This is a genomic window from Enterobacter sp. MGH120 (assembly GCF_001037725.1).
In the GTDB taxonomy this organism is placed as follows: domain Bacteria; phylum Pseudomonadota; class Gammaproteobacteria; order Enterobacterales; family Enterobacteriaceae; genus Enterobacter; species Enterobacter hormaechei_C.
The window spans coordinates 3,204,866-3,230,381 of record NZ_KQ089940.1; the positions used below are offsets into that span (position 1 = coordinate 3,204,866).

Consider the following 25,516-nt stretch of genomic DNA (forward strand, 5'->3'; position numbering starts at 1 on the left):
CGGAATACAAAAATATGGATTATCAATTAACGCTTAACTGGCCCGAATTTATTGAACGTTACTGGCAAAAACGCCCGGTCGTTCTTAAACGCGGGATCAGCAATTTTATCGACCCTATTTCTCCTGACGAACTCGCTGGTCTGGCGATGGAAAACGAGGTAGACAGCCGTCTGGTGAGCCACCAGGACGGGAAATGGCAGGTCAGCCACGGTCCCTTTGAAAGCTACGATCATCTGGGCGAAAACAACTGGTCTTTACTGGTGCAGGCGGTCAACAACTGGCACGAACCCACCGCAGCCTTAATGCGTCCCTTCCGCGCCCTGCCAGACTGGCGAATGGACGATCTGATGATCTCCTTCTCCGTTCCCGGTGGCGGCGTGGGTCCGCATCTGGATCAGTACGACGTGTTTATCATTCAGGGTACCGGGCGCCGTCGCTGGCGCGTGGGCGAAAAAGTGCCAATGAAGCAGCACTGCCCGCACCCGGATCTGCTTCAGGTTGATCCGTTTGAAGGGATCATTGATGAAGAGCTGGAGCCAGGTGACATTCTTTATATCCCACCGGGCTTCCCGCATGAAGGTTATTCCCTGGAAAACTCGCTGAACTATTCGGTTGGTTTCCGCGCGCCAAGCGGGCGCGAGATGATCAGCGGATTTGCTGACTATGTTTTACAGCGTGAGCTGGGCAGCTACCGTTACAGCGATCCGGACGTTCCGGCGCGTGAGCACCCGGCGGATATTCTGCCAGAGGAGCTGGATAAGCTGCGCGGGATGATGCTGGATCTGATCAACGAACCGGAGCACTTCAGACAGTGGTTTGGCGAGTTTATCAGCCAGTCGCGTCACGAACTGGACGTCGCACCACCAGAGCCGCCGTATCAGGCAGATGAAATTTATGATGCGCTCCAGCAGGGCGATAAGCTGGTTCGTCTGGGCGGATTACGCGTACTGCGCATTGGCGAAGAGGTATTCGTCAACGGCGAGCGCCTGGACTCTCCGCATCGCCCGGCGCTGGAAGCGATTGCCAGCCATATGGTGCTGACTGCGGATACCTTTGGCGACGCACTGGACGATCCCTCCTTCCTCGCCATGCTGGCCGCGCTGGTGAACAGCGGGTACTGGTTTTTTGAGGACTGAGCCGCTTTAATGCCCGGTGGCGCTGCGCTTACCGGGCCTACGATCGAAATGTAGGCCGGGTAAGGCGTAGCCGCCACCGGGCTTTGTTTTACTTCCGCTCCCCCGCCGCAAAATCCTCAATCTCACCCGCCCAGTCTGCCGGATATAACCCTTCCCGCACGTCCCGATGAAACGTTGAATAGGGCCAGTCGACGACTTTCCCGACATAGCCATGCTTCAGCGGATTGATGTAGACGTAATCCATATGCCGCCGATAATCCTGCTCATTGCGAATAGTGTGCTCCCAGAAACGCGGTTGCCAGACGTGGCGCATTTCAATGTTGCGGCTAAACGTTTTTTTGATGTCGCGCCAGCGCGCTGAAAAGTCACTGTCTCCTTCCGGCAGGGTCCAGATACAGTGCATATGTTCAGGCAGGATAACCCAGGCGTTAATGGTAAAGGGCTTTGCACGCTTAACCGTGGCGGTAGCGGAACGCAGGCTGTCGATGTGGTGAGTAAGTAAATCGCTCTGGCGGTTTTGCAGATTGACGGTGAAAAACCAGGTCCCACCGGGGATGTAGTGGCGGCGGTAGTTTGACATTTGAACTCCCTGTTCATGTGCCGGGTGGCGGCTACGCCTTACCCGGCCTACATATTGCACCCGTAGGCCGGGTAAGGCGTAGCCGCCACCCGGCATAAAACATTACCGCTTCGCGGTTAACTCCGCTATCCGCACGATCACCTGCACCGCTTTCTCCATCCCTTCCAGCGTCACGAATTCATGCTTGCCGTGGTAGTTATATCCACCGGTAAACAGGTTCGGGCACGGCAGGCCCATAAACGACAGCTGTGAACCATCGGTACCGCCACGGATCGGTTTCATCACCGGCTCGATGTCACAATCGCGCATCGCCTGCTGGGCGATATCAAGAATATGCGGATGCTCCATCACCTTATCGCGCATATTGTAATAGCTGTCTTCGATGATGAGTTCAATATAGCAATCCGGATGTAGCCCCTTGCCGACCTTTTTCGCGATCTCCATCATCTTACGTTTGCGTGCTTCAAAGGCTTTGCGGTCGAAATCGCGGACAATATAGTGCATCTGCGCGCTGTCCACGGTCCCCTTGATGCTGGTCAGATGATAAAAACCCTCATACCCTTCCGTCATCTCCGGGCTCTCTTCGGCGGGCACTTCCGCATGAATACGCGCAGCCAGCGACAGCGCATTCACCATCACCCCTTTCGCAGACCCCGGGTGCACGTTATTCCCGACGATTTTGATCGTTACCGATGCCGCGTTAAAGTTTTCATACTCCAGTTCACCCACGCCGCCACCGTCGACGGTGTAGGCCCACTGCGCGTTAAACGCCTCAACGTCAAAGTGTTTTGCGCCTTTTCCAACCTCTTCATCCGGCGTGAAGGCCACGCGGATATCGCCATGTGGGATATTTTTGCCCTTCAGCACCGCCAGCGCCGTCATGATCTCGGCGATGCCCGCTTTGTCATCGGCCCCCAGCAAGGTTTTGCCGTCAGTGGTGATTAACGTCTGCCCCAGCAGCTGATGCAGTACCGGGAACATCACCGGCGACAGCACTTCGTCGCCAATGCCCAGCGCAATATCACCGCCGCGATAGTTTTCAACAATCTGCGGGTTTACGTGTTTACCGCTAAAATCAGGTGAGGTATCGACATGAGAAATAAAGCCAATTGCCGGAATATCGCCGTCAATATTCGCCGGCAGCGTTCCCATCACGGTCCCTTTTTCGCTGAGCGTGACATCAACCAGCCCCATGGCCTCCAGCTGCTCTTTCAGCAGATTTAGCAGCTTCCACTGGCCTTCGGTGCTTGGCACCTGTCGGACCCCCGGCTTAGATTGGGTATCCAGCGAAACGTAATGTAAGAAACGCTCAAGTAGTTTATCCATGCAGTCACCCTCACTTTTTGTGACAACATTATCATTAAGCAGCAAAACGCAAATATTGCGTCAGGTCACTTTTATCCCGCAAACGAGAACTTTTTACGTTTATATCGTTGTGCGTTAATAAATGTAGCTTATGAATAAGTGAGAAGGATTGGCGATTCAATGGGTTTGCCGTAGAATGTCCGCCCTCATTACGAGTCACCAAGGTGGTTACACACAAACCCCGCTTCAGTCTGCTGCCTGAGGCGTCTATATGGGACAGCGCGAAAATTGAATACACAACCCCGTTCCCTTTCACCGCTGGTGCAACTGGAACGAATTCGTAAAAGTTTCGATGGCAAAGATGTCATTTCCGACCTTAATCTGACCATCAATGACGGTGAGTTTCTCACGCTGCTCGGCCCCTCCGGCTGCGGCAAAACCACCGTCCTGCGCCTTATCGCCGGGCTGGAAAGCGTCGATAACGGCCATATCCATCTTGAGAACCAGGACATAACCCAGGTTCCAGCCGAAGATCGCCACGTCAATACCGTCTTTCAGAGCTATGCCCTGTTCCCGCACATGACCGTGTTTGAGAACGTGGCGTTTGGCCTGCGGATGCAAAAAACACCGGCCAGCGAGATCCCACCTCGGGTTACCGAAGCCCTGCGCATGGTACAGCTGGAGGCGTTCGCCCAGCGCAAGCCGCATCAACTTTCCGGTGGTCAGCAGCAGCGTGTGGCCATTGCCCGCGCCGTGGTCAACAAACCTCGCCTGCTCCTGCTGGATGAATCCCTCTCCGCGCTGGACTACAAGCTGCGCAAGCAGATGCAGAACGAGCTGAAAGCGCTTCAGCGTAAGCTCGGCATCACGTTCGTGTTTGTCACGCACGATCAGGAAGAAGCCCTGACCATGTCAGACCGTATCGTGGTGATGCGCGACGGCAAGATTGAGCAGGATGGCACCCCGCGTGAAATTTACGAAGAGCCGAAAAACCTGTTCGTCGCCAGCTTTATTGGCGAAATCAATATCTTTAACGCCACGGTGATCGAGCGTCTGGACGAGCAGCGCGTTCGCGCGAACGTGGAAGGCCGCGAATGCAATATTACCGTCAACTTTGCCGTCGAGAAGGGGCAAAAGCTCAACGTCCTGCTGCGCCCGGAAGATCTCCGCGTTGATGAGATCCACGACACGGCTGACGCCGAAGGTCTGATCGGTTACGTTCGCGAACGCAACTACAAAGGGATGACCCTCGAATCCGTTGTGGAACTGGAAAACGGCAAAATGGTGATGGTCAGCGAGTTCTTTAACGAGGACGATCCGGACTTCGACCACTCGCTGGATCAGAAAATGGTCATCAACTGGGTAGAAAGCTGGGAGGTTGTACTGGCTGATGAAGAACACAAGTAAGTTCCAGAATGTGGTGATTGCCACGATCGTCGGTTGGCTTGTGTTGTTTGTCTTTCTACCCAACCTGATGATCATCGTGACCAGCTTCCTGACCCGCGACGACGCGAACTTCGTCGCGATGGTCTTTACGCTGGACAACTACGCGCGCCTGCTCGATCCGCTCTATTTTGACGTGCTGCTGCACTCGCTCAATATGGCGCTGATTGCTACCCTCGCCTGTCTGGTGCTGGGGTATCCATTCGCCTGGTTCCTGGCCCGCCTGCCGCAAAAAGTACGGCCGCTGCTGCTGTTTTTACTGATTGTACCCTTCTGGACCAACTCGTTAATCCGCATCTACGGGCTGAAAATCTTCCTCAGCACCAAAGGTTATCTGAACGAGTTTCTGCTGTGGCTGGGGGTGATCGAGACGCCGATCCGCATCATGTTCACCCCGGGCGCGGTGATTGTCGGCCTGGTCTATATCCTGCTGCCGTTTATGGTGATGCCGCTCTACTCCAGCATTGAAAAGCTCGATAAACCGCTGCTGGAAGCGGCGAAAGACCTGGGCGCCAGTAAGTTACAAACCTTTGTCCGCATCATTATTCCGCTGACCATGCCGGGTATTATCGCCGGCTGTCTGCTGGTCATGCTGCCTGCGATGGGCCTGTTCTACGTATCGGACCTGATGGGCGGGGCGAAAAACCTGCTGATCGGTAACGTGATTAAGAGTCAGTTCCTGAATATCCGCGACTGGCCGTTCGGCTCGGCCACCAGCATAACGCTGACGGTGGTGATGGGACTGATGCTGCTGGTTTACTGGCGTGCATCACGCCTGCTGAATAAGAAGGTGGAGCTGGAATGATCGGTCGACTGCTTCGCGGCGGTTTTATGACCGCCATTTATGCGTATCTCTATATTCCGATAATCATTTTGATCGTGAACTCCTTTAACAGCTCACGCTTCGGGATCAACTGGCAAGGGTTTACCACCAAATGGTATGGCCTGCTGATGAACAATGACAGCCTGCTACAGGCCGCTCAGCACTCGCTGACGATGGCGGTATTTTCTGCCACCTTCGCGACGCTGATTGGCTCGCTGACCGCCGTGGCGCTGTACCGCTACCGTTTTCGCGGTAAGCCGTTCGTCAGTGGCATGCTGTTTGTGGTGATGATGTCCCCGGATATCGTGATGGCCATTTCACTGCTGGTGCTGTTTATGCTGCTGGGCGTCCAGCTCGGTTTCTGGTCGCTGCTGTTCTCGCATATCACCTTCTGTCTGCCGTTTGTGGTGGTAACCGTCTACGCGCGTCTGAAAGGGTTCGACGTACGCATGCTGGAAGCGGCGAAAGATCTGGGTGCGAGCGAGATGACCATTCTGCGCAAAATCATTCTGCCGCTGGCGATGCCCGCCGTGGCAGCAGGATGGCTGCTCAGCTTTACCCTGTCGATGGACGACGTGGTCGTGTCCTCCTTCGTCACCGGGCCGAGCTATGAAATTCTGCCGTTGAAGATCTACTCAATGGTTAAAGTCGGTGTTTCACCCGAAGTGAACGCGCTGGCGACTATTCTGTTGGTGTTATCGCTGGTTCTGGTAATTGCCAGCCAGGTTATTGCTCGTGATAAAACAAAATCTCAGGGGACACAGAAATGAAAAAAATGCTTGCCGCTGCGGCACTGGTGCTCGGAATGGGCTCCGCGCATGCTGATGACAGCAAAACGCTCTATTTCTACAACTGGACCGAGTATGTGCCGCCGGGCCTGCTGGAGCAGTTCACCAAAGAGACGGGCATCAAGGTGATCTATTCGACCTACGAGTCGAATGAAACCATGTACGCCAAGCTCAAAACCTATAAAGATGGCGCGTATGACCTGGTGGTGCCGTCGACCTATTTCGTCGACAAGATGCGCAAAGAAGGCATGATCCAGAAGATCGACAAAACGAAGCTAACCAATTTTTCAAACCTCGATCCTGAGATGCTAAACAAGCCGTTCGACCCGAACAACGACTACTCCATTCCGTACATCTGGGGCGCGACGGCAATTGGCGTCAACAGCGATGCCATTGATCCAAAAACGGTTTCATCCTGGGCTGACCTGTGGAAGCCGGAATACAAAAGCAGCCTGCTGTTAACCGACGATGCGCGCGAAGTGTTCCAGGTTGCGCTGCGTAAACTCGGCTATTCCGGTAACACCACCGATCCGAAAGAGATCGAAGCGGCGTATAACGAACTGAAAAAGCTGATGCCAAACGTGGCGGCGTTCAACTCGGATAACCCGGCTAACCCGTATATGGAAGGTGAAGTGAATCTGGGTATGGTCTGGAACGGCTCTGCGTTTGTGGCGCGTCAGGCCGGGACGCCGCTGGAGGTGGTCTGGCCGAAGGAGGGCGGCATCTTCTGGATGGACAGCCTCGCGATCCCGGCGAATGCGAAAAACGTCGAGGGCGCCCTGAAGCTGATTAATTTCCTGCTGCGCCCGGATGTGGCAAAAGAGGTGGCGGAAACCATCGGCTACCCGACGCCAAACCTGGCCGCGCGGAAGCTGTTAAGCCCTGAAGTGGCAAATGATAAATCGCTTTATCCGGACGCTGAAACCATCAGCAAAGGGGAATGGCAGAACGACGTCGGTGACGCGAGCCGCCTGTATGAAGAGTATTATCAGAAGCTAAAAGCAGGCCGTTAATGCACAACGGGCGACGCAATGTCGCCCGTTACTCTTACAGCCCCTTCAGGAGTTTATCCACAAAGGCTGGCACCACCTCGCTCGCCAGACCGTAATGTTTCTCTTCAAACTCGCTCCCGACCTGGCTTGGCTCCAGATTAAGCTCCACCGTATGGGCACCTTGCAGTCGCGCTTCGTGAACAAATCCTGCCGCCGGATAGACATGTCCTGAGGTACCAATGGCGATAAAGACGTCCGCCATAGCCAGGGCGCTGTAGATCTCATCCATTCCCAGCGGCATTTCGCCAAACCAGACCACATGCGGACGCAGACGCGAAGGGAACTGACAGCAGTGGCAGCGGTCTTCGTCCAGCACGTCCTCTTTCCAGTCCAGCACCTGACCACTCCATGCGCACCGCACCTTGAGCAGTTCGCCGTGCATGTGAATGATGTTGTGGTTTCCGGCCCTTTCGTGAAGATTGTCGATGTTCTGCGTGACCAGCAGAAAACGATCCCCCAGCGCTTCCTCCAGCTTTGCCAGCGCCAGGTGCGCCGCATTCGGCGCAATCTCCGGCTGCTGAAGCTGGCGACGGCGGGCGTTGTAGAACGCCTGTACCAGCGCCGGGTCGCGGGCGAAACCTTCCGGCGTCGCCACATCTTCAACTCGGTGTTCTTCCCACAGTCCGTCCGCCGCGCGGAAGGTCTGAATACCGGATTCGGCGGAGATCCCCGCCCCGGTCAACACCACCACTCTGGGTTTATCCATCGCTTCTGGCATCATCCTGTCTCTGAAAAAGATCCGCTGACGCAGGCGTTCACGTAAGCGGCGTTTATTTTTGCGAAAACGGCTGAGTCGACCCTGGCGACGCGACAGCATAATAACCTCGTAAACTAATCGGTGAGATGAAGGAATGCGGCTCCGCGCATGCCTCCTGCGTCCCCGTGTCGCGCGCGTTCAATGCGCGGCACGCGGGCGACCGGCAATAAATGTCGGGGCAGACGCCCGGACAACTGTTCCGTAATCGCAGTGAAATTTGACAGCCCTCCCCCGATCACCAGCAGATCCGGGTCGACGATGGTCAGGATATTCCCCAGGCACACGGCCAGCAGGTCGAGATAGCGTTCAACGTGCTCTCGCGCCTGCGCATCCCCTTGTTCCCACAGGGTAATGATTTGGGGGGCGTCATGTTTCTGATGATAGAAGTGTTCATAAAGCCATGCAAACCCACGGCCTGAAAGGTAACTCTCAATACAGCCGTGCTGACCACAACCGCAGCGGATCAACGGGAAATCACGTCCGACAACATCCAGCGCATCCACCGGCAGACGGATATGACCAAATTCGCCGGTAATGTAGCTGCGCCCGGTAATGGGCTTACCGTTAATGACTATCCCGCCCCCCACGCCGGTTCCGAGGATCAACCCCATCACCAGCGGATAGCGACGAAACTCGTCGTCCCAGGCCTCTGAGAGAGCAAAACAGTTGGCATCGTTGTCTAAGCGCACGTCGCGCTCAAGGAGAGCAGAAAGATCGGCACGCAGCGGTTTGCCGCTGGCAGCAGGAACGTTGGCGGCATACAGCGTGCCATCGTCGGTTTCGGGCATACCCGGAATACCAATGCCGACGCTGCCTATGACGCCAAAGCGTTCATCCGCTTGCGCCACCAGCGCGGCAATGGCGGTTAAAAATTCATCGTAGCTTTCGCGCGGCGTGGGTACGCGGGTTTCCCATTGTAGCTTAAGGTCTTTATCGAACACGCCGAGCGCAATCTTGGTGCCGCCAATATCAAATCCGTAATACATGATGCATTCCTCTGTTTGATTCAGCGGCCAAAAGACCGCTAAACCATGACGAAATTACTGGCCACTTAATACCCTCGCCGGATCAATTCGGCTTGCGCGACGCGCCGGATACCAGCTTGCCAGCAGACTCAGTAAAAGTGCTGTAACCAGCACATAAATAACGTCCAGCCAGTGCAGTTCAGACGGCAGGAAGTCAATAAAATAGATATCGCCTGACAGGAACTGATGGCCAATAAGCGCTTCAATTCCGTTAATAATCGGCGTCAGCTGAAGGGAAACCACCACGCCGATCGCCACGCCGCAGAGGCTGCCAAACAGCCCCGCCAGCAAACCGTACCAGACGAAGATGGCGCGAATAAGACCGTCTTTCGCCCCTAAGGTACGCAGCACGGCGATGTCGCCGCTCTTATCCTTAACGGCCATGACCAGCGTCGAGACGATATTAAAACACGCCACCCCAATCACCAGCACCATCGCCAGATACATAATCGCGCGGATCATCTGGATATCACGGTACATATAACCGTAAGTGCCGATCCAGCTTTTGATGTAGACATAGTTATTGGTCACGCTGCCAGCGTCACGCACCAGTTTATTGGCGTTGAAGACGTCGTTAACCTTAATGGCAATGCCCGTCACGCTGTCGCTCATATCCAGATACTGGCGCGCATCTTCCAGCGGCACCATCGCGAAGCTGTGATCGAGCTGGCCGCTCAGTTGCAAAATACCGGTGACGTGCAGACGTACGCGCTTAGGCTGCTGCAATTTGTGATCAGCGCTGGCGTTCGGGATCATGATCGAGACCCAGTCGCCCTGCTTCACCTTCAGCGCATCGGCAACGCCTTTGCCCATGATGATCTGCTGCTCGCCAGCCTTAAAGTTTGCCCATGCGCCATTTTGCACATAGCGCGGCAGCGCGCTCAGACGCTCTTCCTGACGAGGATTTACCCCTTTCACCTGAATGGCGCGCAGGTTTACCCCGCTCTCTACCAGCCCGGTAAAGTTGATGTAAGGTGCAGCCGCCGCAATGCCGGGCACCTTTTCCACTTTGTTAAGGGCATCACGCCAGTTGGACCACGGCTGGTTAACCGGCTCGATTTCACCGTGGGGGACAACGGCCAGAATGCGGTTATTCAGTTCACGCTCAAAGCCGTTCATGGCGCTTAAGCCCACGATCAACACCGCCACGCCCAGGGCGATACCGATGGTGGAGATCACGGAGATAAGGGATACCATCCCGCTCCGGCGACGACCGCGGCTAAAGCGTAACCCGATGAGTAACGATAACGGTGAAGCCATTACTCCGCTCCCATCAGCGTCAGTTCAGCATTCAGACGACCGTCGCGCATTTCCAGCTGACGCCCCATCCGCTTAGCCAGTTGTAAATCGTGGGTGACCACCAGAAACGCGGTTCCCTGCGCGGCGTTCAGTTCGCCGAGAAGCTGGAAAATGCTGTCTGCGTTACGCGCATCGAGGTTACCTGTCGGTTCATCCGCCAGCACCAGGCGCGGGTTGTTGACCAGCGCACGGGCGATGGCCACACGCTGACGCTCACCGCCGGAAAGCTCAGACGGACGGTGATTTCCGCGATGACCCAGCCCTACCGCTTTTAGCATGTCGCTGGCGCGGGCATTAATTTCCGCGGGTTTCTTTTTACCAATCAGCAGCGGCATTGCGACGTTTTCCAGCGCCGTAAAGTCCGGCAGCAGATGGTGGAACTGATAGATAAAGCCCAGCTCGCGGTTACGCAGCTCGGCTTTCGCCGTAGACGACATTTTACTCAGCGGCTGCCCGGAGAAGATCACATCGCCTTCGGTTGGCGTGTCCAGCCCGCCAAGCAGATGCAGCAACGTACTTTTACCGGAGCCAGAGCTACCGACAATCGCCATCATCTCGCCTTCGCCCACGCTAAAACTCACATTGTGCAACACGTCGGTCTGCACAGTGCCTTCCTGATAGCGTTTGGACAGGTTGTCGCACTGCAACAGGATCTTATTCATAACGTAAAGCCTCAGCGGGTTGAGTGGCGGCAGCCCGCCAGGAAGGATAAAGCGTAGAAAGCAGCGCAATGGCCATCGCGGCCAGCGCAATACCGACCACCTGGAGCGGCTCGATTGCCACCGGCAGCGCCGCGCCATCAAGCAGCGCGCCGATAATCGGCATGAGATTGTTGAGCTGGCTGGCGAGCAGCGCCCCCAGCGCCGCGCCGAGCAGCGCGCCGATGATGCCAGCGCTGGCACCCTGGACCATAAATACCGCCATGATCTGGCGCGGAGTCAGCCCCTGAGTTTGCAGAATGGCGACTTCGCCTTGCTTCTCCATCACCATCAGCCCGAGCGAGGTGATGATATTAAACGCGGCAACGGCCACGATCAGGCTCAGCAGCAGCCCCATCATGTTTTTCTCCATGCGCACGGCCTGGAACAGTTCGCCCTTCCGGTCGCGCCAGTCCTGCCATTTCGTCCCTTCCGGTAGCGTCTGCTGGCTAAGGGTATCCACCTTCAGCGGCGCATCAAGCCACAGACGCCAGCCGGTGATATTTCCCGCCGGGTAGCGCATCAGACGCGAGGCGTCCTGAATGTTAACCAGCATCTGGTAACCATCAACTTCGCTGTTCGCCGCAAACGTGCCAATCACGTTGAACAGGCGCTGGCTTGGCAGACGCCCCATCGGCGTAAACTGACTGGCTGACGGCACCATCACACGCAGCTGATCGCCACGGTTGACCCCGAGCTGCCCGGCAAGCTGCTCGCCGAGGATGACGTTGTATTTACCCGCTTCCAGGTCGGTTTGTTTCACATTGACCAGGAACGGCGTCAGCGGATCTTTTTGCGCCGGATCGATACCCAGCATCACCCCGACCGCCACGCTACGGGCGCTTTGCAGCACCACATCGCCCGTCGTGAGCGGCGCAACGCGCGTGACACCCTGTAACTTCACCGCGCTTTCCGGCAGCTGTTGCGGATTAACGGAACCCTGAGTGGAAGAGAGAACGGCCTGCGGCATCAGCCCCAGGATATTGTTTTGCAGCTCGCGCTCGAAGCCGTTCATGACGGAAAGCACCGTCACCAGTGCCATCACGCCAAGCGTAATGCCAATAGTCGAAAGCCAGGAGACAAAGCGACCGAAGCGGTCCGCGGCGCGCCCACGCATGTAACGTAAGCCTATAAAGAGTGCGACAGGTTGATACATGAAATCCGTCTGTTTGCTGATAGCAGACCCACGAGTATATAAGCGAATCCGCTAAGCGTAAATGACTGAAACCGTAAGATTCGGTAATCATTTTTCCGAAAAATTCAGATAAATCATCATGCTACTGACTGAACTTCCGCCAGACAGCCTCCACCTTTTCCGAAAATCGTCCTGATACAGACTGTTACCCGTTACATCAGGGTTTCATTTTACAACAATCGTCCTTTCGTTTATGGCAACAAGGTCGTCACGCACAATGAAACAAAAAGCATTATGGATTAACCAGATAAAAGGTCTGTGCATCTGCCTGGTGGTGATTTACCACTCGGTGATCACCTTTTATCCTCACCTGGACGGGCTACAGCATCCGTTATCGGGCCTGCTCGCCAAATGCTGGGTCTACTTTAATCTTTACCTTGCCCCGTTCCGTATGCCGGTGTTTTTCTTTATCTCCGGCTATTTGATCCGTCGATATATTGACGAGGTGAACTGGCGCACCAGTCTCGACAAGCGGATCTGGAGCATTGTCTGGGTTTTGGCCCTGTGGGGCGTCCTGCAATGGCAGGCGCTGACTCATCTGAATGCCTGGCTCGCCCCCGAGCGAGAGCTGGCGACAGCATCCAATGCGGCCTACGCCGATTCCGTTTCAGGGTTTGTACGGGGAATGCTCACGGCCAGCACCAGCCTATGGTATTTGTACGCCTTAGTGGTCTACTTTACGCTCTGTAAGCTGCTGAGCCGCTGGAAACTGCCGATGCTGGGGCTTCTGGCGCTGGCAAGCATCGCCATCAACTTCCTGCCGTTACCGTGGTGGGGAATGAACAGCGTGGTGCGCAACATGGTCTACTACAGCCTCGGCGCATGGTACGGCGCGCAGTTGATGGCGTGGATGAAAGGGATGAATTTGCGCCGCAGCTGTCTGATACTCATCGCCTCTGGTGCGGTGTCGGTGGTGCTGTGGTTCGCTAATGTCCCTCTGCCGCTCTCTCTGCTGTCAATCGTGGTTATCATGAAGCTCTTTTACAGCTTCGAGCAGCGTTATGCCGTTCATCCCAATAATCTGCTGAACGTCATCGGTTCAAACACCATCGCGATATATACCACCCACCGCATTTTAATCGAGGCATTTAGCCTGCTCCTGATCCGCGAAATGAATGCGGCGTACTGGCCGATCTGGGCGGAGTTAACGCTGATTCTGGTTTATCCATTTATCAGCCTGCTCGTCTGCACGCTGGTTGGGCTGGGGGCACGTAAGCTCTCGACCGCCCTCTTTGGCGATCTTTTCTTCTCCCCTCCCGCGCGGCTTTCGCCCGTGCCCACGACCCGCTAACTAACCCTGTCCCATACGGGCTACAAAATAAGGCCTGCACAGACGGCTCCCTCTCCCTATGGGAGAGGGCTGGGGTGAGGGTGAACATACAGCTGTGGTGCTCGTTCCGTTCACCTTATGTTCCTTGCTATTCTATAACCGCACGAGCGGTGAACGTGCCAGGGTGGCTCAGTCGCCACCACCCTGGCAACCCGGGCTCCCGGCGGTAAATCGTCGCTTCGCGATACCCTCGGCTTATTCCTTCCGGCTATCGGGTCGGGCATGAGCCTGCATCCATGCAGGCCACGCCCTCTCGGCGCATCCCTGCGCCTCGCCCCGGCCTTCAGGAAACGCCTCAGCGATTTACAGCCGGACCAGGGCATCGCTGAAAGCCCTCAGTTAGTCTGAAGACAACGTTATTGCTTCTGCTTTCAAATTACTGAGGAACTCTCTACCCATCCGGGGGCACTTTCCCTCTTGTGCGGTTACGATTTGCTTATGTAAAACGATCGAGGATAATAAAGACATTGCGTATCAGTGATATGCCCCAATACTGTTGGTATATCCCCAAGAGACTCTGACATAGCCATGCCTGAACACTATCGTTACTCCTTGCCTGTCAAAGCGGGCGACCAGCGCCAGCTGGGCGAACTCACGGGCGCGGCCTGCGCCACCCTGGTGGCGGAAATTGCTGAGCGGCATCCAGGGCCGGTGGTGCTGGTTGCCCCGGACATGCAAAACGCCCTGCGCCTGCACGACGAAATTCGTCAGTTCACCGACAGTCTGGTATTCAGCCTGGCCGACTGGGAAACGCTTCCCTACGACAGTTTTTCTCCGCACCAGGAGATCATCTCTTCACGCCTGTCGACGCTGTATCAGCTTCCCACCATGCAGCGCGGCGTGCTGATTGTACCAGTGAACACCCTGATGCAGCGCGTCTGTCCGCACAGCTATTTGCACGGCCATGCGCTGGTGATGAAAAAAGGCCAGCGCCTGTCGCGCGATGCCCTGCGCGTGCAGCTGGACGGAGCCGGCTATCGACATGTCGACCAGGTGATGGAGCACGGCGAATATGCGACGCGCGGTGCGCTGCTGGATCTCTATCCGATGGGCAGCGATCGGCCATATCGTCTGGATTTCTTTGATGATGAGATCGACAGCCTGCGCGTGTTCGACGCTGACACCCAGCGCACGCTGGAGGAAGTGGACTCCATTAACCTACTGCCCGCCCATGAGTTCCCGACGGATAAAACCGCCATCGAGCTGTTCCGCAGCCAGTGGCGCGACAGGTTCGACGTGAAGCGCGATGCCGAACATATCTACCAGCAAGTCAGCAAGGGCACCCTTCCGGCCGGGATCGAGTACTGGCAGCCCCTGTTCTTTAACGAACCGCTGCCGGCGCTGTTCAGCTACTTCCCGGCGAATACGCTGATTGTTAACACCGGGGATATCGACGCCAGTGCCAGCCGCTTTGAAAGCGAAACGCGCGCCCGCTTTGAAAACCGGGGCGTTGACCCGATGCGTCCGCTGCTGCCGCCGGAAATGCTGTGGCTACGTACCGACGAGCTCAACGCCGAGCTGAAACGCTGGCCGCGCATGCAGCTCAAAACCGACGCGCTTGCCGAGAAGGCGGCGAACACCAATCTCGCGTTCCGGACGCTGCCTGACCTGGCCGTCCAGGCGCAGCAGAAATCCCCGCTTGATAATCTGCGCAAGTTTCTTGAGTCCTTCACCGGGCCGGTGGTCTTCTCCGTTGAAAGTGAGGGTCGCCGTGAAGCGCTGGGCGAACTGCTGGGACGGATCAAAGTTGCGCCGAAGCGCATTCTTCGCCTGAGCGAAGCGACCGGAAATGGCCGTTACCTGATGATCGGCGCCGCCGAGCACGGATTCATTGATACGCTCAATAACCTGGCGTTGATTTGTGAAAGCGACCTGCTGGGCGAGCGCGTCGCGCGCCGTCGTCAGGACAGCCGTCGCACCATCAACCCAGACACCCTGATCCGTAACCTGGCCGAACTGCACCCCGGTCAGCCGATCGTTCACCTTGAACACGGGGTGGGTCGCTATCAGGGGATGACCACCCTCGAAGCAGGCGGCATCAAAGGTGAATACCTGATGCTGACCTACGCCAACGACGCCAAACTGTACGTGCCGGTGTCGTCCCTGCACCTGATCAGTCGCTACGCTGGCGGCGCGGAAGACAACGCGCCGCTGCATAAGCTGGGCGGCGATGCCTGGGCGCGCGCGCGCCAGAAGGCGGCGGAAAAAGTACGCGACGTGGCCGCCGAGCTGCTGGATATTTACGCCCAGCGTGCGGCCAAAGAGGGCTATGCGTTTAAGCATGATAAAGAGCAGTATCAGCTGTTCTGCGACAGCTTCCCGTTTGAAACTACGCCGGATCAGGCCCAGGCCATTAACGCCGTGCTGAGCGACATGTGCCAGCCGCTGGCCATGGACCGCTTGGTCTGCGGTGACGTGGGCTTCGGCAAAACCGAAGTGGCGATGCGTGCCGCCTTTTTGGCGGTGGAAAACAACAAGCAGGTGGCGGTGCTGGTGCCGACTACCCTCCTCGCCCAGCAGCACTTCGACAACTTCCGCGACCGCTTCGCCAACTGGCCGGTGCGCATTGAGATGCTGTCGCGTTTTCGCAGCGCCAAAGAGCAGACGCAAATCCTGGAACAGGCAAGCGAAGGCAAAATTGATATTCTGATCGGCACTCACAAGCTGCTGCAAAGCGACGTGAATTGGAAAGATCTGGGGCTGCTGATCGTGGATGAAGAGCACCGCTTCGGGGTGCGCCATAAAGAGCGCATCAAAGCGATGCGCGCCGACGTCGACATTCTGACCCTGACCGCAACGCCGATCCCGCGCACCCTGAACATGGCGATGAGCGGCATGCGCGATCTGTCGATAATCGCCACCCCACCGGCGCGCCGTCTGGCGGTGAAAACCTTTGTTCGCGAGTACGACAATCTGGTGGTGCGCGAGGCGATCCTGCGCGAAGTGCTGCGCGGCGGCCAGGTGTATTACCTTTATAACGACGTCGAAAATATTCAGAAAGCCGCCGACAGGCTGGCAGAGCTGGTACCGGAAGCGCGCATCGCCATTGGTCACGGCCAGATGCGCGAGCGCGAGCTGGAGCGGGTGATGAACGATTTCCACCACCAGCGTTTCAACGTGCTGGTGTGTACCACCATCATTGAGACCGGGATCGACATTCCGACGGCGAACACCATCATCATCGAACGTGCGGATCACTTCGGCCTGGCCCAGCTGCACCAGCTGCGCGGGCGCGTCGGGCGCTCGCACCATCAGGCCTACGCCTGGCTGCTGACGCCGCATCCGAAGGCGATGACCACCGACGCGCAAAAGCGTCTGGAAGCTATCGCCTCGCTGGAAGATCTGGGTGCTGGCTTTGCGCTGGCGACCCACGACCTGGAGATCCGCGGCGCCGGTGAGCTGCTGGGTGAAGACCAGAGCGGCTCCATGGAAACCATCGGTTTCTCGCTGTATATGGAGCTGCTGGAAAATGCCGTCGACGCGCTTAAAACCGGACGTGAACCGTCTCTGGAAGATCTCACCAGCCAGCAGACCGAAGTGGAACTGCGCATGCCTTCTCTGCTGCCGGATGATTTTATTCCTGACGTGAATACCCGTCTGTCGTTCTACAAACGCATTGCCAGCGCGAAAAGCGAAGGCGAGCTGGAAGAGATCAAAGTCGAACTGATTGACCGTTTTGGGATATTGCCCGATGCGGCGCGTAACCTGCTGGATATTGCCCGCCTGCGTCAGCAGGCGCAGAAGCTGGGCATTCGCAAGCTTGAAGGCAATGAGAAAGGCGGCGTCATTGAGTTTGCCGAGAAGAACCACGTCGATCCGATGTGGCTGATTGGCCTCCTGCAAAAACAGCCGCAGCATTTCCGTCTTGATGGCCCGACGCGTCTGAAATTCACTCAGGATCTGACGGAACGTAAAACCCGCATGGACTGGGTGCGTAACTTTATGCGTCAGCTGGAAGAGAACGCCATCGCATAACGGTATCCCCCGCCAGCGCCCGGCTGGCGGGGGGACAATTTACAAACTCTTTGCACTTCGCCCGAACTTCCCGACTATACATTCGCCATAATTATCATTAACGCCTTATAAAACAATAGCCTTATCATTTGTATGGATTATGATAATGATGATTTCTTCGCGTTTTACCCGCTGGTTAACTCTGTTTGCGCTGGCCGCGACGGTTGCCGTCGCGCTCCCTGCTCGCGCCAATACCTGGCCTCTTCCGCCTGCCGGCAGCAATGTCGTAGGTGAAAACCGCTTTCACGTGGTTGAAAACGATGGCGGTTCGCTGGAAGCGATTGCCAAAAAATATAACGTCGGGTTCCTGGCGCTGTTGCAGGCCAACCCGGGCGTAGATCCATACGTGCCCCGGGCAGGCAGCGTACTGACGATTCCGCTGCAAACCATCCTGCCGGACGCACCGCGTCAGGGCATTGTGATTAACCTCGCCGAGCTGCGTCTGTATTACTACCCGCCGGGCAAGAACGAAGTGACCGTCTACCCTATCGGTATTGGTCAGCTGGGGGGCGATACGCTCACGCCTACCATGGTCACCACCGTCTCTGATAAGCGCGCTAATCCAACCTGGACCCCGACGGCAAACATTCGCGCCCGTTATAAAGCTCAAGGTATCGACCTGCCTGCCGTGGTGCCCGCTGGCCCGGATAATCCGATGGGGCACCATGCGATTCGCCTGGCGGCATACGGTGGGGTTTATCTTCTGCACGGAACGAATGCGGATTTCGGGATCGGGATGCGCGTCAGCTCCGGCTGCATTCGCCTGCGCGATGACGATATCAAAACGCTCTACCGCGTGATCGCCCCTGGCACGAAAGTGAATATCATTAATACGCCGATTAAAGTGTCTGAAGAACCGGGTGGCGTCCGTCTGGTTGAGATCCACCAGCCGCTATCGAAAAACATCAATGACGATCCGCAGACGCTGCCGATTAATCTGAATGCCTCGATGGTGAGCTTTAAAACGAATGCCAATACCGATGGCGCGGTGATGGAGCGGGCGATGGAAGCGCGCTCGGGGATGCCAACCGATGTCACGCGGCATCATGAGGTTGCTCAGCAATCAATGTAAAGCAGTAATAACGACAAACGCCCTGCATCAGCAGGGCGTTTTTTATTGCAGTGGCATAACGGAGGGTTGCGTTACGCTTATTTGTAGATAACAGCGGTACCGTGCAGGGTGTTAGGACCGGTCACAGAGGTGATGCGGAATGATTTCGCACCCATTTCGTCAGCTTTTTGTGCCAGCTGATCTTCCAGAGAGCCCAGATTAGTACCGGCAGTGGCAGAGATGGTACCGACTTTCTGCTGGTCTGCTGGCGTGGATTGCACTTCAACAGCAGCGAAGCTTGCGAAAGAGAGTGAACTCAGAACGGCGGCAGCGATGAGGGTTTTAACGTTTTTCATGATTTTATACCTTTAGGCAGATGATGTAGTGGTCGTTAGTTATTTAGTTAACGATCGATAGGTAAATGATAGATGTGATCCAGGTCACACGTCAACCCATTTTTATAATGGTCGTTAAATTAATTTCATTTGCCTTATATTTCATAAAGATAAAATTAAATTATTTTTCAGAAATCACCGCTGGTCGTTGCAGACGTTTATTTTTATAATGACTATTCAACAAAACAACAGAGGACCAACGGCACATGACAACCGATGTCACGCGTTACGCGAAGAAAAGCCGTGGCCGACCAAAAGTGTTCGACAGGGATGCGGCGCTCGATAAGGCCATGACGCTCTTCTGGCAGCATGGGTATGAAGCCACGTCGCTTTCCGATCTCGTGGAAGCAACGGGCGCGAAAGCCCCTACCCTGTACGCAGAGTTCACCAACAAAGAAGGCTTATTCCGGGCCGTTCTGGACAGATACATCGCGCGCTTCGCGGCAAAACATGAAGCCCAGCTGTTCTGCGAAGAAAAAACGGTTGAGCAGGCATTGCAGGATTATTTCACGGCAATCGCGACCTGCTATACCAGCAAGGACACGCCTGCGGGCTGTTTTATGATCAACACCTCCGCGACCCTCGCGGCATCGTCTAAAGAGATTGCCAACACGGTCAAATCGCGGCATGCGATGCAGGAGGAGACGCTCAGCACGTTTCTGGCTCAGCGTCAGCAGCGCGGCGAAATACCGGCGCATTGCCGTCCGCAGGAGCTTTCCCAGTATCTGAGCTGTATTTTACAGGGGATGTCCATCAGCGCCCGTGAAGGCGCGACGCTGGAAAAATTGCAGGGGATTACGCAAACAACACTGCGCCTGTGGCCTGAACTTCTTAAACTCTGACGCAAAAAAAAAGCTCCTCAGCCTGAGCGCATGAGGAGCTAAGTTCAGAGAACATCTTTTTTACACTTTGTTATTCAGTATCAGCTGACCGTTGCTGTCGAGAGGGATCTGCGTGCCAGGATCTTTATCCATGCGGATTTTGCCCTGCTGATCGCCAATTTTGTAGGTTACGTCGTAGCCCAACATTTTTTCAGACTTGTCATACACGGTTTTACAGCGCTGCTGCGTTGTGGTGTAGGTATCATTTTCCTGCATCGCGCCCTGTACCTGGTTACCGGCATAACCGCCACCCAGCGCACCAACCACCGTCGCGACATCCTTACCACGGCCGCCACCAAACTGATGACCAATCACCCCACCAGCAACCGCGCCCAGCACGGAGCCAGCGATACGGTTTTCATCCTGAACCGGACGACGATGGGTGACAGAAACATTACGGCACTCCTGACGAGGCGTCTTGACCGACTCTTTGATCGGTGTAGCGGAAACCACCTGCGCATACTGCGGGCCACGATCAAGTACGTTCAGACTGGCAACGGCAGCCACACCTAACGCAGCTGCGACGCCAATCCCTATACCCGCCAACATTGATTTATTCACGGGACTTCCTCCTTTGTTGCAATTGGTAGCAATTTTGCAGCGCAATAAACGCTTCGCCAATAAGATAAAGGATCAAAATCAGGGCTGTTGACCGGGACAACGTGGGTTTAAGAGAACTCTTAAGCGTCAGGAGGGAAATGCACAGCATGATGTGCTAAGAATTCCCTCCGGAGGGCCCGGAGGGAGAGAGAAATTAGTGCAGCTTCAGGCGTGGACGGATCACGCGGTTGATGCGGCCAACCAGCATCATCAGGCCGGTTTTGAAGTAGCCGTGCAGCGCAATCTGGTGCATACGGTACAGAGAAATGTACACGAAGCGGGCGATGCGCCCCTCCACCATCATGGAGCCGCGCATCAGGTTACCCATCAGGCTGCCCACGGTGGAGAAGTTTGAGAGCGACACCAGAGAGCCGTGGTCTTTGTAGACATAGGCTTTCATCGGTTTGCCTTTCATCTGCGCCAGGATGTTATGCAGCACGAGGCTTGCCATCTGGTGCGCGGCCTGAGCGCGAGGCGGTACAAATCCGCCTTCCGGACGTGCGCAGGAGGCACAGTCGCCAATGGCGAAGATGTCCGGATCGCGCGTGGTTTGCAGCGTCGGCTCTGTCACCAGCTGGTTAATGCGGTTCGTCTCCAGCCCACCGATATCTTTCATGAAATCAGGCGCTTTGATCCCCGCAGCCCAAACCATCAGGTCGGCCTGGATATATTCGCCGTCTTTGGTATGCAGGCCGCCCTCATCCGCGCTGGTCACCATGGTCTGGGTCAGCACGCGCACGCCCAGTTTGGTCAGCTCGTTGTGCGCCGCGCCGGAAATACGCGGCGGCAGCGCAGGCAGAATACGTTCACCTGCTTCCACCAGCGTCACATTCAGCGCTTCGTTAGTCAGCCCTTTGTAGCCGTAGCTGTGCAGCTGTTTGACCGCATTGTGCAACTCCGCCGATAATTCAACGCCCGTTGCGCCGCCGCCCACGATAGCAATGTTGACCTTGCCGTTAGCACCCATGTTGTTGGTGTACTTCAGGAACAGGTTAAGCATCTCCTGATGGAAACGACGCGCCTGATGCGGATTATCCAGGAAGATGCAGTGCTCTTTTACGCCTGGGGTGTTGAAATCATTGGAGGTACTGCCCAGGGCCATCACCAGCGTGTCATAGGCCAGCTTGCGCTCAGGAACCAGCAACTCGCCTTTATCATCACGCAGCTCAGCCAGCGTGATGGTTTTGTTTTCACGATTGATATCCACCACCGAACCCAGCTGGAACTGGAAGTGGTGGTTACGCGCATGCGCCAGATAGCTCAGCGCATCCACGCCCTCATCCAGCGACCCGGTCGCCACTTCGTGCAGTAACGGCTTCCACAGATGACTGTGGTTACGATCCACCAGCGTGATTTTGGCTTTCTTACCGCGACCCAGCTTCTTACCCAGCTGTGTCGCGAGCTCCAGTCCGCCAGCACCACCGCCGACAATCACTATCTTTTTCAATGGCGTAGTCAACGTGACCCCCTCAAATTATTAACCAATTGTTAATTAAAAGTTATATAAATAACCCTTAATTAACAACAGGTTACTGCGCTGAAACCATTCAGATTCATTGAGAATAGCACGTCAGGCGCATTGGTCATACCAAAATTGATATGTATCAAGTTTTGATGGTTTAAAAGTAGACAACTCTGACAAAAAAGAGGCCCGGTACGCTTTCACGTACCGGGCCTTTATCAGGTTCAGGGAGATCAGCCCAGCGTTTTAAAGGCTTTAATACGCTGCAAGTGCGGGGAAATGTTTTTGAACTTGTGGGTCTGCTCTTCGTCCCAGACAATTTCGTAGTAATGGTGCAGAAGCTCGGCGGCGCGGGAGCTGTTCAGCGCTTCATCGTTGCGGGAAAGGATCACCAGACACCGATCGCGGTTCTTTTCACGGAAATTGCTCACGCATTTAGTTGCGATGTCGGCGTACTCCTCCGGGCGATCGATTTTGCCTTCCATGTTTTCGTTCGGAAAGAGGTTAGGATTAAAAATGACCTGACGGATATCGCACAAAAAACCGATGCGCTCTGCCCAGTATCCTCCTAACCCCACGCCGCAGATCAGCGGGCGATCGTCGATATTGAGCTGCAACATTTTATCCACTTCTTTAAGCAGATGCTGCATGTCATGCTTCGGATGACGTGTGCTGTAACTGATCAGCCGGACATCCGGATCGATAAACTGCAATTGCAGCACTTTCTCATGATTACCAGGACTGTTTGAGTCAAAACCGTGTAAATAAATGATCATCGTCTCACCACGCTACGCCTTCCGGGATGAATTAAAGGGCTGCTTTATGTGCCTGCCAGCGCTCGTTCAGGGCTTCAAGCCGGGCGTTTACCGTTTTCCAGCGCGCCGAGTCCATCAGCTCCTGACGACTAAATGAACCTTTATGATACAATTGTGTAACACGTTCAGCATTGATCGGCGACAGGTTATCCAGCACGCTCACCGCCCCTTTACGATTATTGCAGACGAGGATCATATCGCAACCCGCATCCAGCGAAGCCTGCCCACGTTCGGCATAGCTACCCATAATTGCCGCCCCCTCCATGGATAAATCGTCAGAGAAAATTACGCCATTGAAGCCTAATTCCTGACGCAGTACGGTTTTCAGCCAGTGCGGAGAGCCGCTGGCCGGACGCGGATCGACCTCACTGTAGATGACGTGCGCAGGCATGATGGCATCCAGCTTGTTATCAGCGATCAGCGAGCGGAAAACCGACATGTCTTTAGCGCGAATGTCTGCTTCCGAGCGCGGATCGCGCGGGGTTTCTTTATGGGAATCCGCCGTCACCGCCCCGTGGCCCGGGAAATGTTTGCCGGTGGTTTTCATGCCCGCAGCATGCATACCGTCAATAAAGCGCGTCGCCATTGCCAGCGCAATACGCGGATCGTCATGATACGAACGCTCACCAATTGCCGCGCTAATGTGTCCTACGTCCAGCACCGGGGCGAAGCTGATGTCGATATCCATGGCGATCATCTCGCTGGCCATCAGCCAGCCGGCGTCCTGCGCCAGTTGACCGCCCTCTTCGATCCCCAGCAGCGCAGCAAAAGATTGCGCGGCGGGTAAACGGGTAAACCCTTCGCGGAAACGCTGCACACGCCCACCTTCCTGGTCTACGGCCACCACTAGGTGATTGCGCGACGCCGCACGGATCTGGCGAACCAGCTCACGCAACTGCTCCGGATCATGATAATTGCGGGTGAAAAGAATCAGCCCCCCTACCAGCGGATGCGCCAGAATTTCGCGCTCTTCCGCATCCAGCTCAAACCCTTCGACATCCAACATTACTGGACCCACACCTACCTCTCTTATCCTTTCGTTTGTAACTGACGCCAGGCATCATTTGCCAGCGCAATAAATTGTTTGTCATCTGTCTGCTGAAGGCGCATTTCAAACCATCCCGCCATCAGCATCAACACCCACGGACGCCAGCGCGCGACCTGCCGCGCAAGGGTGAGCGCATTGATGTTGGCGTTTCGGGCATAGGCGGTTATCAGCTGCTCGCGCGACGCCTCATCAGGCATCCAGACCGCAGCGAGTTCGAGCGCCACGTCACCGTCTCCGGCATATTCCCAGTCGATAAGTTTCTCGCCTGCCGTGGTATGAACGATATTACCCGCGTGGACATCCATATGCAGCGGCGCCAGACGTAACGCCTGCGGCTCTCCCGCTCTGCGTAGCCGCTTAAGCTGCGCCAGCCAGTAGGGCGTGCGTCGTCCAGGCGCAGCCTGCTGCCAGTAGTGATCCAGCAAAGGAAGTAACGTTACCCGCCAGCCCAGACGCGGCTGGCGATGCAGATGATACAGCATGGCTGCAAGCGCAGGCGTATCGGGAAGCTCGCTTTTGATCTCACCCGCAATAAACGCCACCGCCATCCAGTCTCTGATAAAGAGATGAGGTTGTGGCGCAAGGTCGGCGGGCAGGCGCTTCAGGGCGCGGAACTGGCGACGAAAATGGGAGGCAGGCGCGGCGGCATCGTGATGCTGACGTAAAACCAGCCGATGGTCGCCACGCTCAATAATGCAACTCGCGCCGCCAAGCCCGGCGGGGGCTTGCGGCGCGATAACACGGTACTGAGGGAAATAACGCGTCAGGACGTCATGACGCGTGCGCTTATTGTTGCGTAACGGCACCTTTACCTGACCAGATAATTTCGCCGGTCTGAACCAGCATTAACTGCATCTGCAACGACGGCGTGTTCACGTTGCCTGTCGCGTTAGAATAAAGGACATACTGCGCGCCAACGTTGCGGGCAATACCAATCGCTTTACTGCGCGAACCCAGGCTGTCCTGAGGCGACAGACCAAGCTGCTGCTTGGCGACCGCGAGCTGCTGAGCTGAGACCAGCGTAAATTTACCGTTGTTTGCCAGCGCGTTGCGCAGGGTTTCCGTCGCTTCTCCCGCATTCAGGGAACCGTTTGTACGGTTGTTCACGCTGTCCACCAGCAGCACGCTGCCGGGCGTAACGCCCTGTGCCTGCAACATTTTGCCCACCATCGGCTGCATTGCGCCGTTCCAGTCATAGTGGCGTACTCGCGGCGCAGGCTGTGCGGTGTCGTCCGGATGTTCGATCGGGCCAGGCTGCGCCGGAATGGTCGGTACAGACGGCACGGTTGGAACAGGCTGCGCTGGCGTTGTTGGCTGTTCCGTTCCCGGCTTCGCCTGATCTACCGGTGCTGGTTCTTCCGTTCGCGTCACACAACCCGCCAGAAAGAGTGCAAAAGCACTCAGGAGCGCATAACGGCTCATTGTTTTAATCAAGGTTCACTCCTTACAAATAAAGATAAAGTCTCACCTTATGTGCACCCAGATAGCTGGCGCTGCCGTAGAGCGTGACTGACGATCTTGCCGGGATAGTCACGCTGCGCGGCGCCTCAAGCGGGTGCATCTCAAGACCTCTCACGTCATACCAGTAGAAGCGATAATGCACCGTCACTGGCTCTTGCCTTTCGTTATAGAGCGTAGAGGAGGCTGAAGACTGGATTTCGCTTATGGTCAGCGAAGGTTTCTCCGCCGTGATGCCCGCAGCAAGCACTGAGGACTCCATCACCAGCGTCTGTTCTTCACTGACCGGGATGGCGGGACGCGCGCTGCACCCAACCATTACCAGCGTCACGATCAGCGCTGCAATACGCCCAGTTAACAT

The 25,516-nt window shown here is 55.9% G+C and carries 24 protein-coding genes; 9 read left to right on the forward strand and 15 right to left on the reverse strand.

The window, feature by feature from the left end; translation table 11 throughout:
- Positions 1-14 precede the first annotated feature (14 nt).
- Positions 15-1,136 carry a ribosomal protein uL16 3-hydroxylase gene (locus SK54_RS14975; RefSeq protein WP_017384706.1) on the forward strand — a complete coding sequence of 374 codons (1,122 nt, stop codon included), beginning with the start codon at positions 15-17 and terminating at the stop codon, positions 1,134-1,136.
- An 88-nt stretch (positions 1,137-1,224) separates the two neighbouring features.
- On the opposite strand, the gene SK54_RS22385 is transcribed toward SK54_RS14975, so the two are convergent.
- Together SK54_RS22385 and pepT are read right to left on the reverse strand one after the other, a co-directional pair.
- Positions 1,225-1,716: an REP-associated tyrosine transposase gene (locus SK54_RS22385; protein ID WP_047729138.1), complete on the reverse strand. Its 492-nt coding sequence runs from the start codon at positions 1,714-1,716 to the stop codon at positions 1,225-1,227.
- 102 nt (positions 1,717-1,818) lie between these two features.
- Positions 1,819-3,042, reverse strand: coding sequence for a peptidase T (pepT, locus tag SK54_RS14985; RefSeq protein ID WP_006809220.1), 1,224 nt, complete (start codon positions 3,040-3,042; stop codon positions 1,819-1,821).
- Between the two features lie 237 nt (positions 3,043-3,279).
- On the opposite strand from pepT, the gene potA reads away from it, so the two are divergent.
- The 4 genes from potA to potD are packed head-to-tail and all read left to right on the forward strand — an operon-like array spanning position 3,280 to position 7,088.
- The gene (potA, locus tag SK54_RS14995) at positions 3,280-4,428 is read left to right on the forward strand and encodes a spermidine/putrescine ABC transporter ATP-binding protein PotA (protein WP_181007831.1); all 1,149 of its coding nucleotides are present in this window, start codon (positions 3,280-3,282) and stop codon (positions 4,426-4,428) included.
- Positions 4,412-5,269, forward strand: a complete 858-nt coding sequence (potB, locus tag SK54_RS15000) for a spermidine/putrescine ABC transporter permease PotB (RefSeq protein ID WP_017693625.1) — start codon at positions 4,412-4,414, stop codon at positions 5,267-5,269. The genes potA and potB overlap by 17 nt, the downstream gene beginning before the upstream one ends.
- Positions 5,266-6,057 (forward strand): spermidine/putrescine ABC transporter permease PotC, encoded by a 792-nt coding sequence (gene potC / locus SK54_RS15005; protein ID WP_015570805.1) that lies wholly within the window; start codon positions 5,266-5,268, stop codon positions 6,055-6,057. The genes potB and potC overlap by 4 nt, the downstream gene beginning before the upstream one ends.
- Positions 6,054-7,088 carry a spermidine/putrescine ABC transporter substrate-binding protein PotD gene (gene potD / locus SK54_RS15010; RefSeq protein WP_045344131.1) on the forward strand — a complete coding sequence of 345 codons (1,035 nt, stop codon included), beginning with the start codon at positions 6,054-6,056 and terminating at the stop codon, positions 7,086-7,088. Before potC ends, potD begins: the two co-directional genes overlap by 4 nt.
- 34 nt (positions 7,089-7,122) lie before the next feature.
- Here potD and cobB read toward each other — a convergent pair whose 3' ends face one another.
- From cobB to lolC, 5 genes are read right to left on the reverse strand one after another with little or no spacing between them, the layout of a single operon-like run.
- On the reverse strand, positions 7,123-7,944 hold the full coding sequence (cobB, locus tag SK54_RS15015; protein ID WP_006809226.1) for a Sir2 family NAD+-dependent deacetylase: 822 nt from the start codon (positions 7,942-7,944) through the stop codon (positions 7,123-7,125).
- Positions 7,945-7,958: 14 nt separating this feature from the next.
- Entirely contained in the window at positions 7,959-8,870 is a 912-nt protein-coding gene (gene nagK / locus SK54_RS15020; RefSeq protein ID WP_015570807.1) for an N-acetylglucosamine kinase, read from the reverse strand.
- 54 nt (positions 8,871-8,924) lie between these two features.
- Entirely contained in the window at positions 8,925-10,169 is a 1,245-nt protein-coding gene (lolE, locus tag SK54_RS15025) for a lipoprotein-releasing ABC transporter permease subunit LolE (protein WP_045349257.1), read from the reverse strand.
- The gene (lolD, locus tag SK54_RS15030; protein ID WP_015570809.1) at positions 10,169-10,870 is read right to left on the reverse strand and encodes a lipoprotein-releasing ABC transporter ATP-binding protein LolD; all 702 of its coding nucleotides are present in this window, start codon (positions 10,868-10,870) and stop codon (positions 10,169-10,171) included. Before lolD ends, lolE begins: the two co-directional genes overlap by 1 nt.
- Positions 10,863-12,062, reverse strand: coding sequence for a lipoprotein-releasing ABC transporter permease subunit LolC (gene lolC / locus SK54_RS15035; protein WP_017384712.1), 1,200 nt, complete (start codon positions 12,060-12,062; stop codon positions 10,863-10,865). Before lolC ends, lolD begins: the two co-directional genes overlap by 8 nt.
- A 256-nt stretch (positions 12,063-12,318) precedes the next feature.
- Between lolC and SK54_RS15040 the strand changes: the two genes are divergently transcribed.
- The 3 genes from SK54_RS15040 to SK54_RS15050 all read left to right on the forward strand — a co-directional run bounded on the left by SK54_RS15040 (position 12,319) and on the right by SK54_RS15050 (position 18,517).
- A complete protein-coding gene (locus SK54_RS15040) occupies positions 12,319-13,392 on the forward strand; it encodes an acyltransferase family protein (protein ID WP_015570811.1) in 1,074 nt (357 codons plus the stop codon).
- Between the two features lie 567 nt (positions 13,393-13,959).
- On the forward strand, positions 13,960-17,406 hold the full coding sequence (mfd, locus tag SK54_RS15045; RefSeq protein WP_048247539.1) for a transcription-repair coupling factor: 3,447 nt from the start codon (positions 13,960-13,962) through the stop codon (positions 17,404-17,406).
- A gap of 145 nt (positions 17,407-17,551) precedes the next feature.
- Entirely contained in the window at positions 17,552-18,517 is a 966-nt protein-coding gene (locus SK54_RS15050) for a L,D-transpeptidase LdtC (RefSeq protein ID WP_023303432.1), read from the forward strand.
- Between the two features lie 77 nt (positions 18,518-18,594).
- Here the strand turns inward: SK54_RS15050 and bhsA are convergent, their stop codons facing one another.
- Positions 18,595-18,852: a multiple stress resistance protein BhsA gene (gene bhsA, locus SK54_RS15055; RefSeq protein WP_006809234.1), complete on the reverse strand. Its 258-nt coding sequence runs from the start codon at positions 18,850-18,852 to the stop codon at positions 18,595-18,597.
- 245 nt (positions 18,853-19,097) lie between these two features.
- On the opposite strand from bhsA, the gene SK54_RS15060 reads away from it, so the two are divergent.
- Entirely contained in the window at positions 19,098-19,733 is a 636-nt protein-coding gene (locus SK54_RS15060) for a TetR/AcrR family transcriptional regulator (protein WP_047729145.1), read from the forward strand.
- 60 nt (positions 19,734-19,793) lie between these two features.
- Here the strand turns inward: SK54_RS15060 and SK54_RS15065 are convergent, their stop codons facing one another.
- The 7 genes from SK54_RS15065 to SK54_RS15095 form a co-directional block, all read right to left on the reverse strand.
- Entirely contained in the window at positions 19,794-20,333 is a 540-nt protein-coding gene (locus tag SK54_RS15065) for a glycine zipper 2TM domain-containing protein (RefSeq protein ID WP_047637431.1), read from the reverse strand.
- A 193-nt stretch (positions 20,334-20,526) separates the two neighbouring features.
- The gene (locus SK54_RS15070; protein ID WP_017693633.1) at positions 20,527-21,831 is read right to left on the reverse strand and encodes an NAD(P)/FAD-dependent oxidoreductase; all 1,305 of its coding nucleotides are present in this window, start codon (positions 21,829-21,831) and stop codon (positions 20,527-20,529) included.
- 236 nt (positions 21,832-22,067) lie between these two features.
- Positions 22,068-22,610, reverse strand: a complete 543-nt coding sequence (gene ycfP / locus SK54_RS15075; RefSeq protein ID WP_006809239.1) for an alpha/beta hydrolase YcfP — start codon at positions 22,608-22,610, stop codon at positions 22,068-22,070.
- A 31-nt stretch (positions 22,611-22,641) separates the two neighbouring features.
- A complete protein-coding gene (gene nagZ / locus SK54_RS15080) occupies positions 22,642-23,667 on the reverse strand; it encodes a beta-N-acetylhexosaminidase (protein ID WP_048247541.1) in 1,026 nt (341 codons plus the stop codon).
- 11 nt (positions 23,668-23,678) lie between these two features.
- Positions 23,679-24,503: a thiamine kinase gene (gene thiK, locus SK54_RS15085; protein ID WP_017384718.1), complete on the reverse strand. Its 825-nt coding sequence runs from the start codon at positions 24,501-24,503 to the stop codon at positions 23,679-23,681.
- A complete protein-coding gene (lpoB, locus tag SK54_RS15090) occupies positions 24,484-25,128 on the reverse strand; it encodes a penicillin-binding protein activator LpoB (RefSeq protein WP_085929697.1) in 645 nt (214 codons plus the stop codon). Before lpoB ends, thiK begins: the two co-directional genes overlap by 20 nt.
- Before the next feature lie 13 nt (positions 25,129-25,141).
- Positions 25,142-25,516, reverse strand: coding sequence for a YcfL family putative periplasmic lipoprotein (locus tag SK54_RS15095; protein WP_003857939.1), 375 nt, complete (start codon positions 25,514-25,516; stop codon positions 25,142-25,144).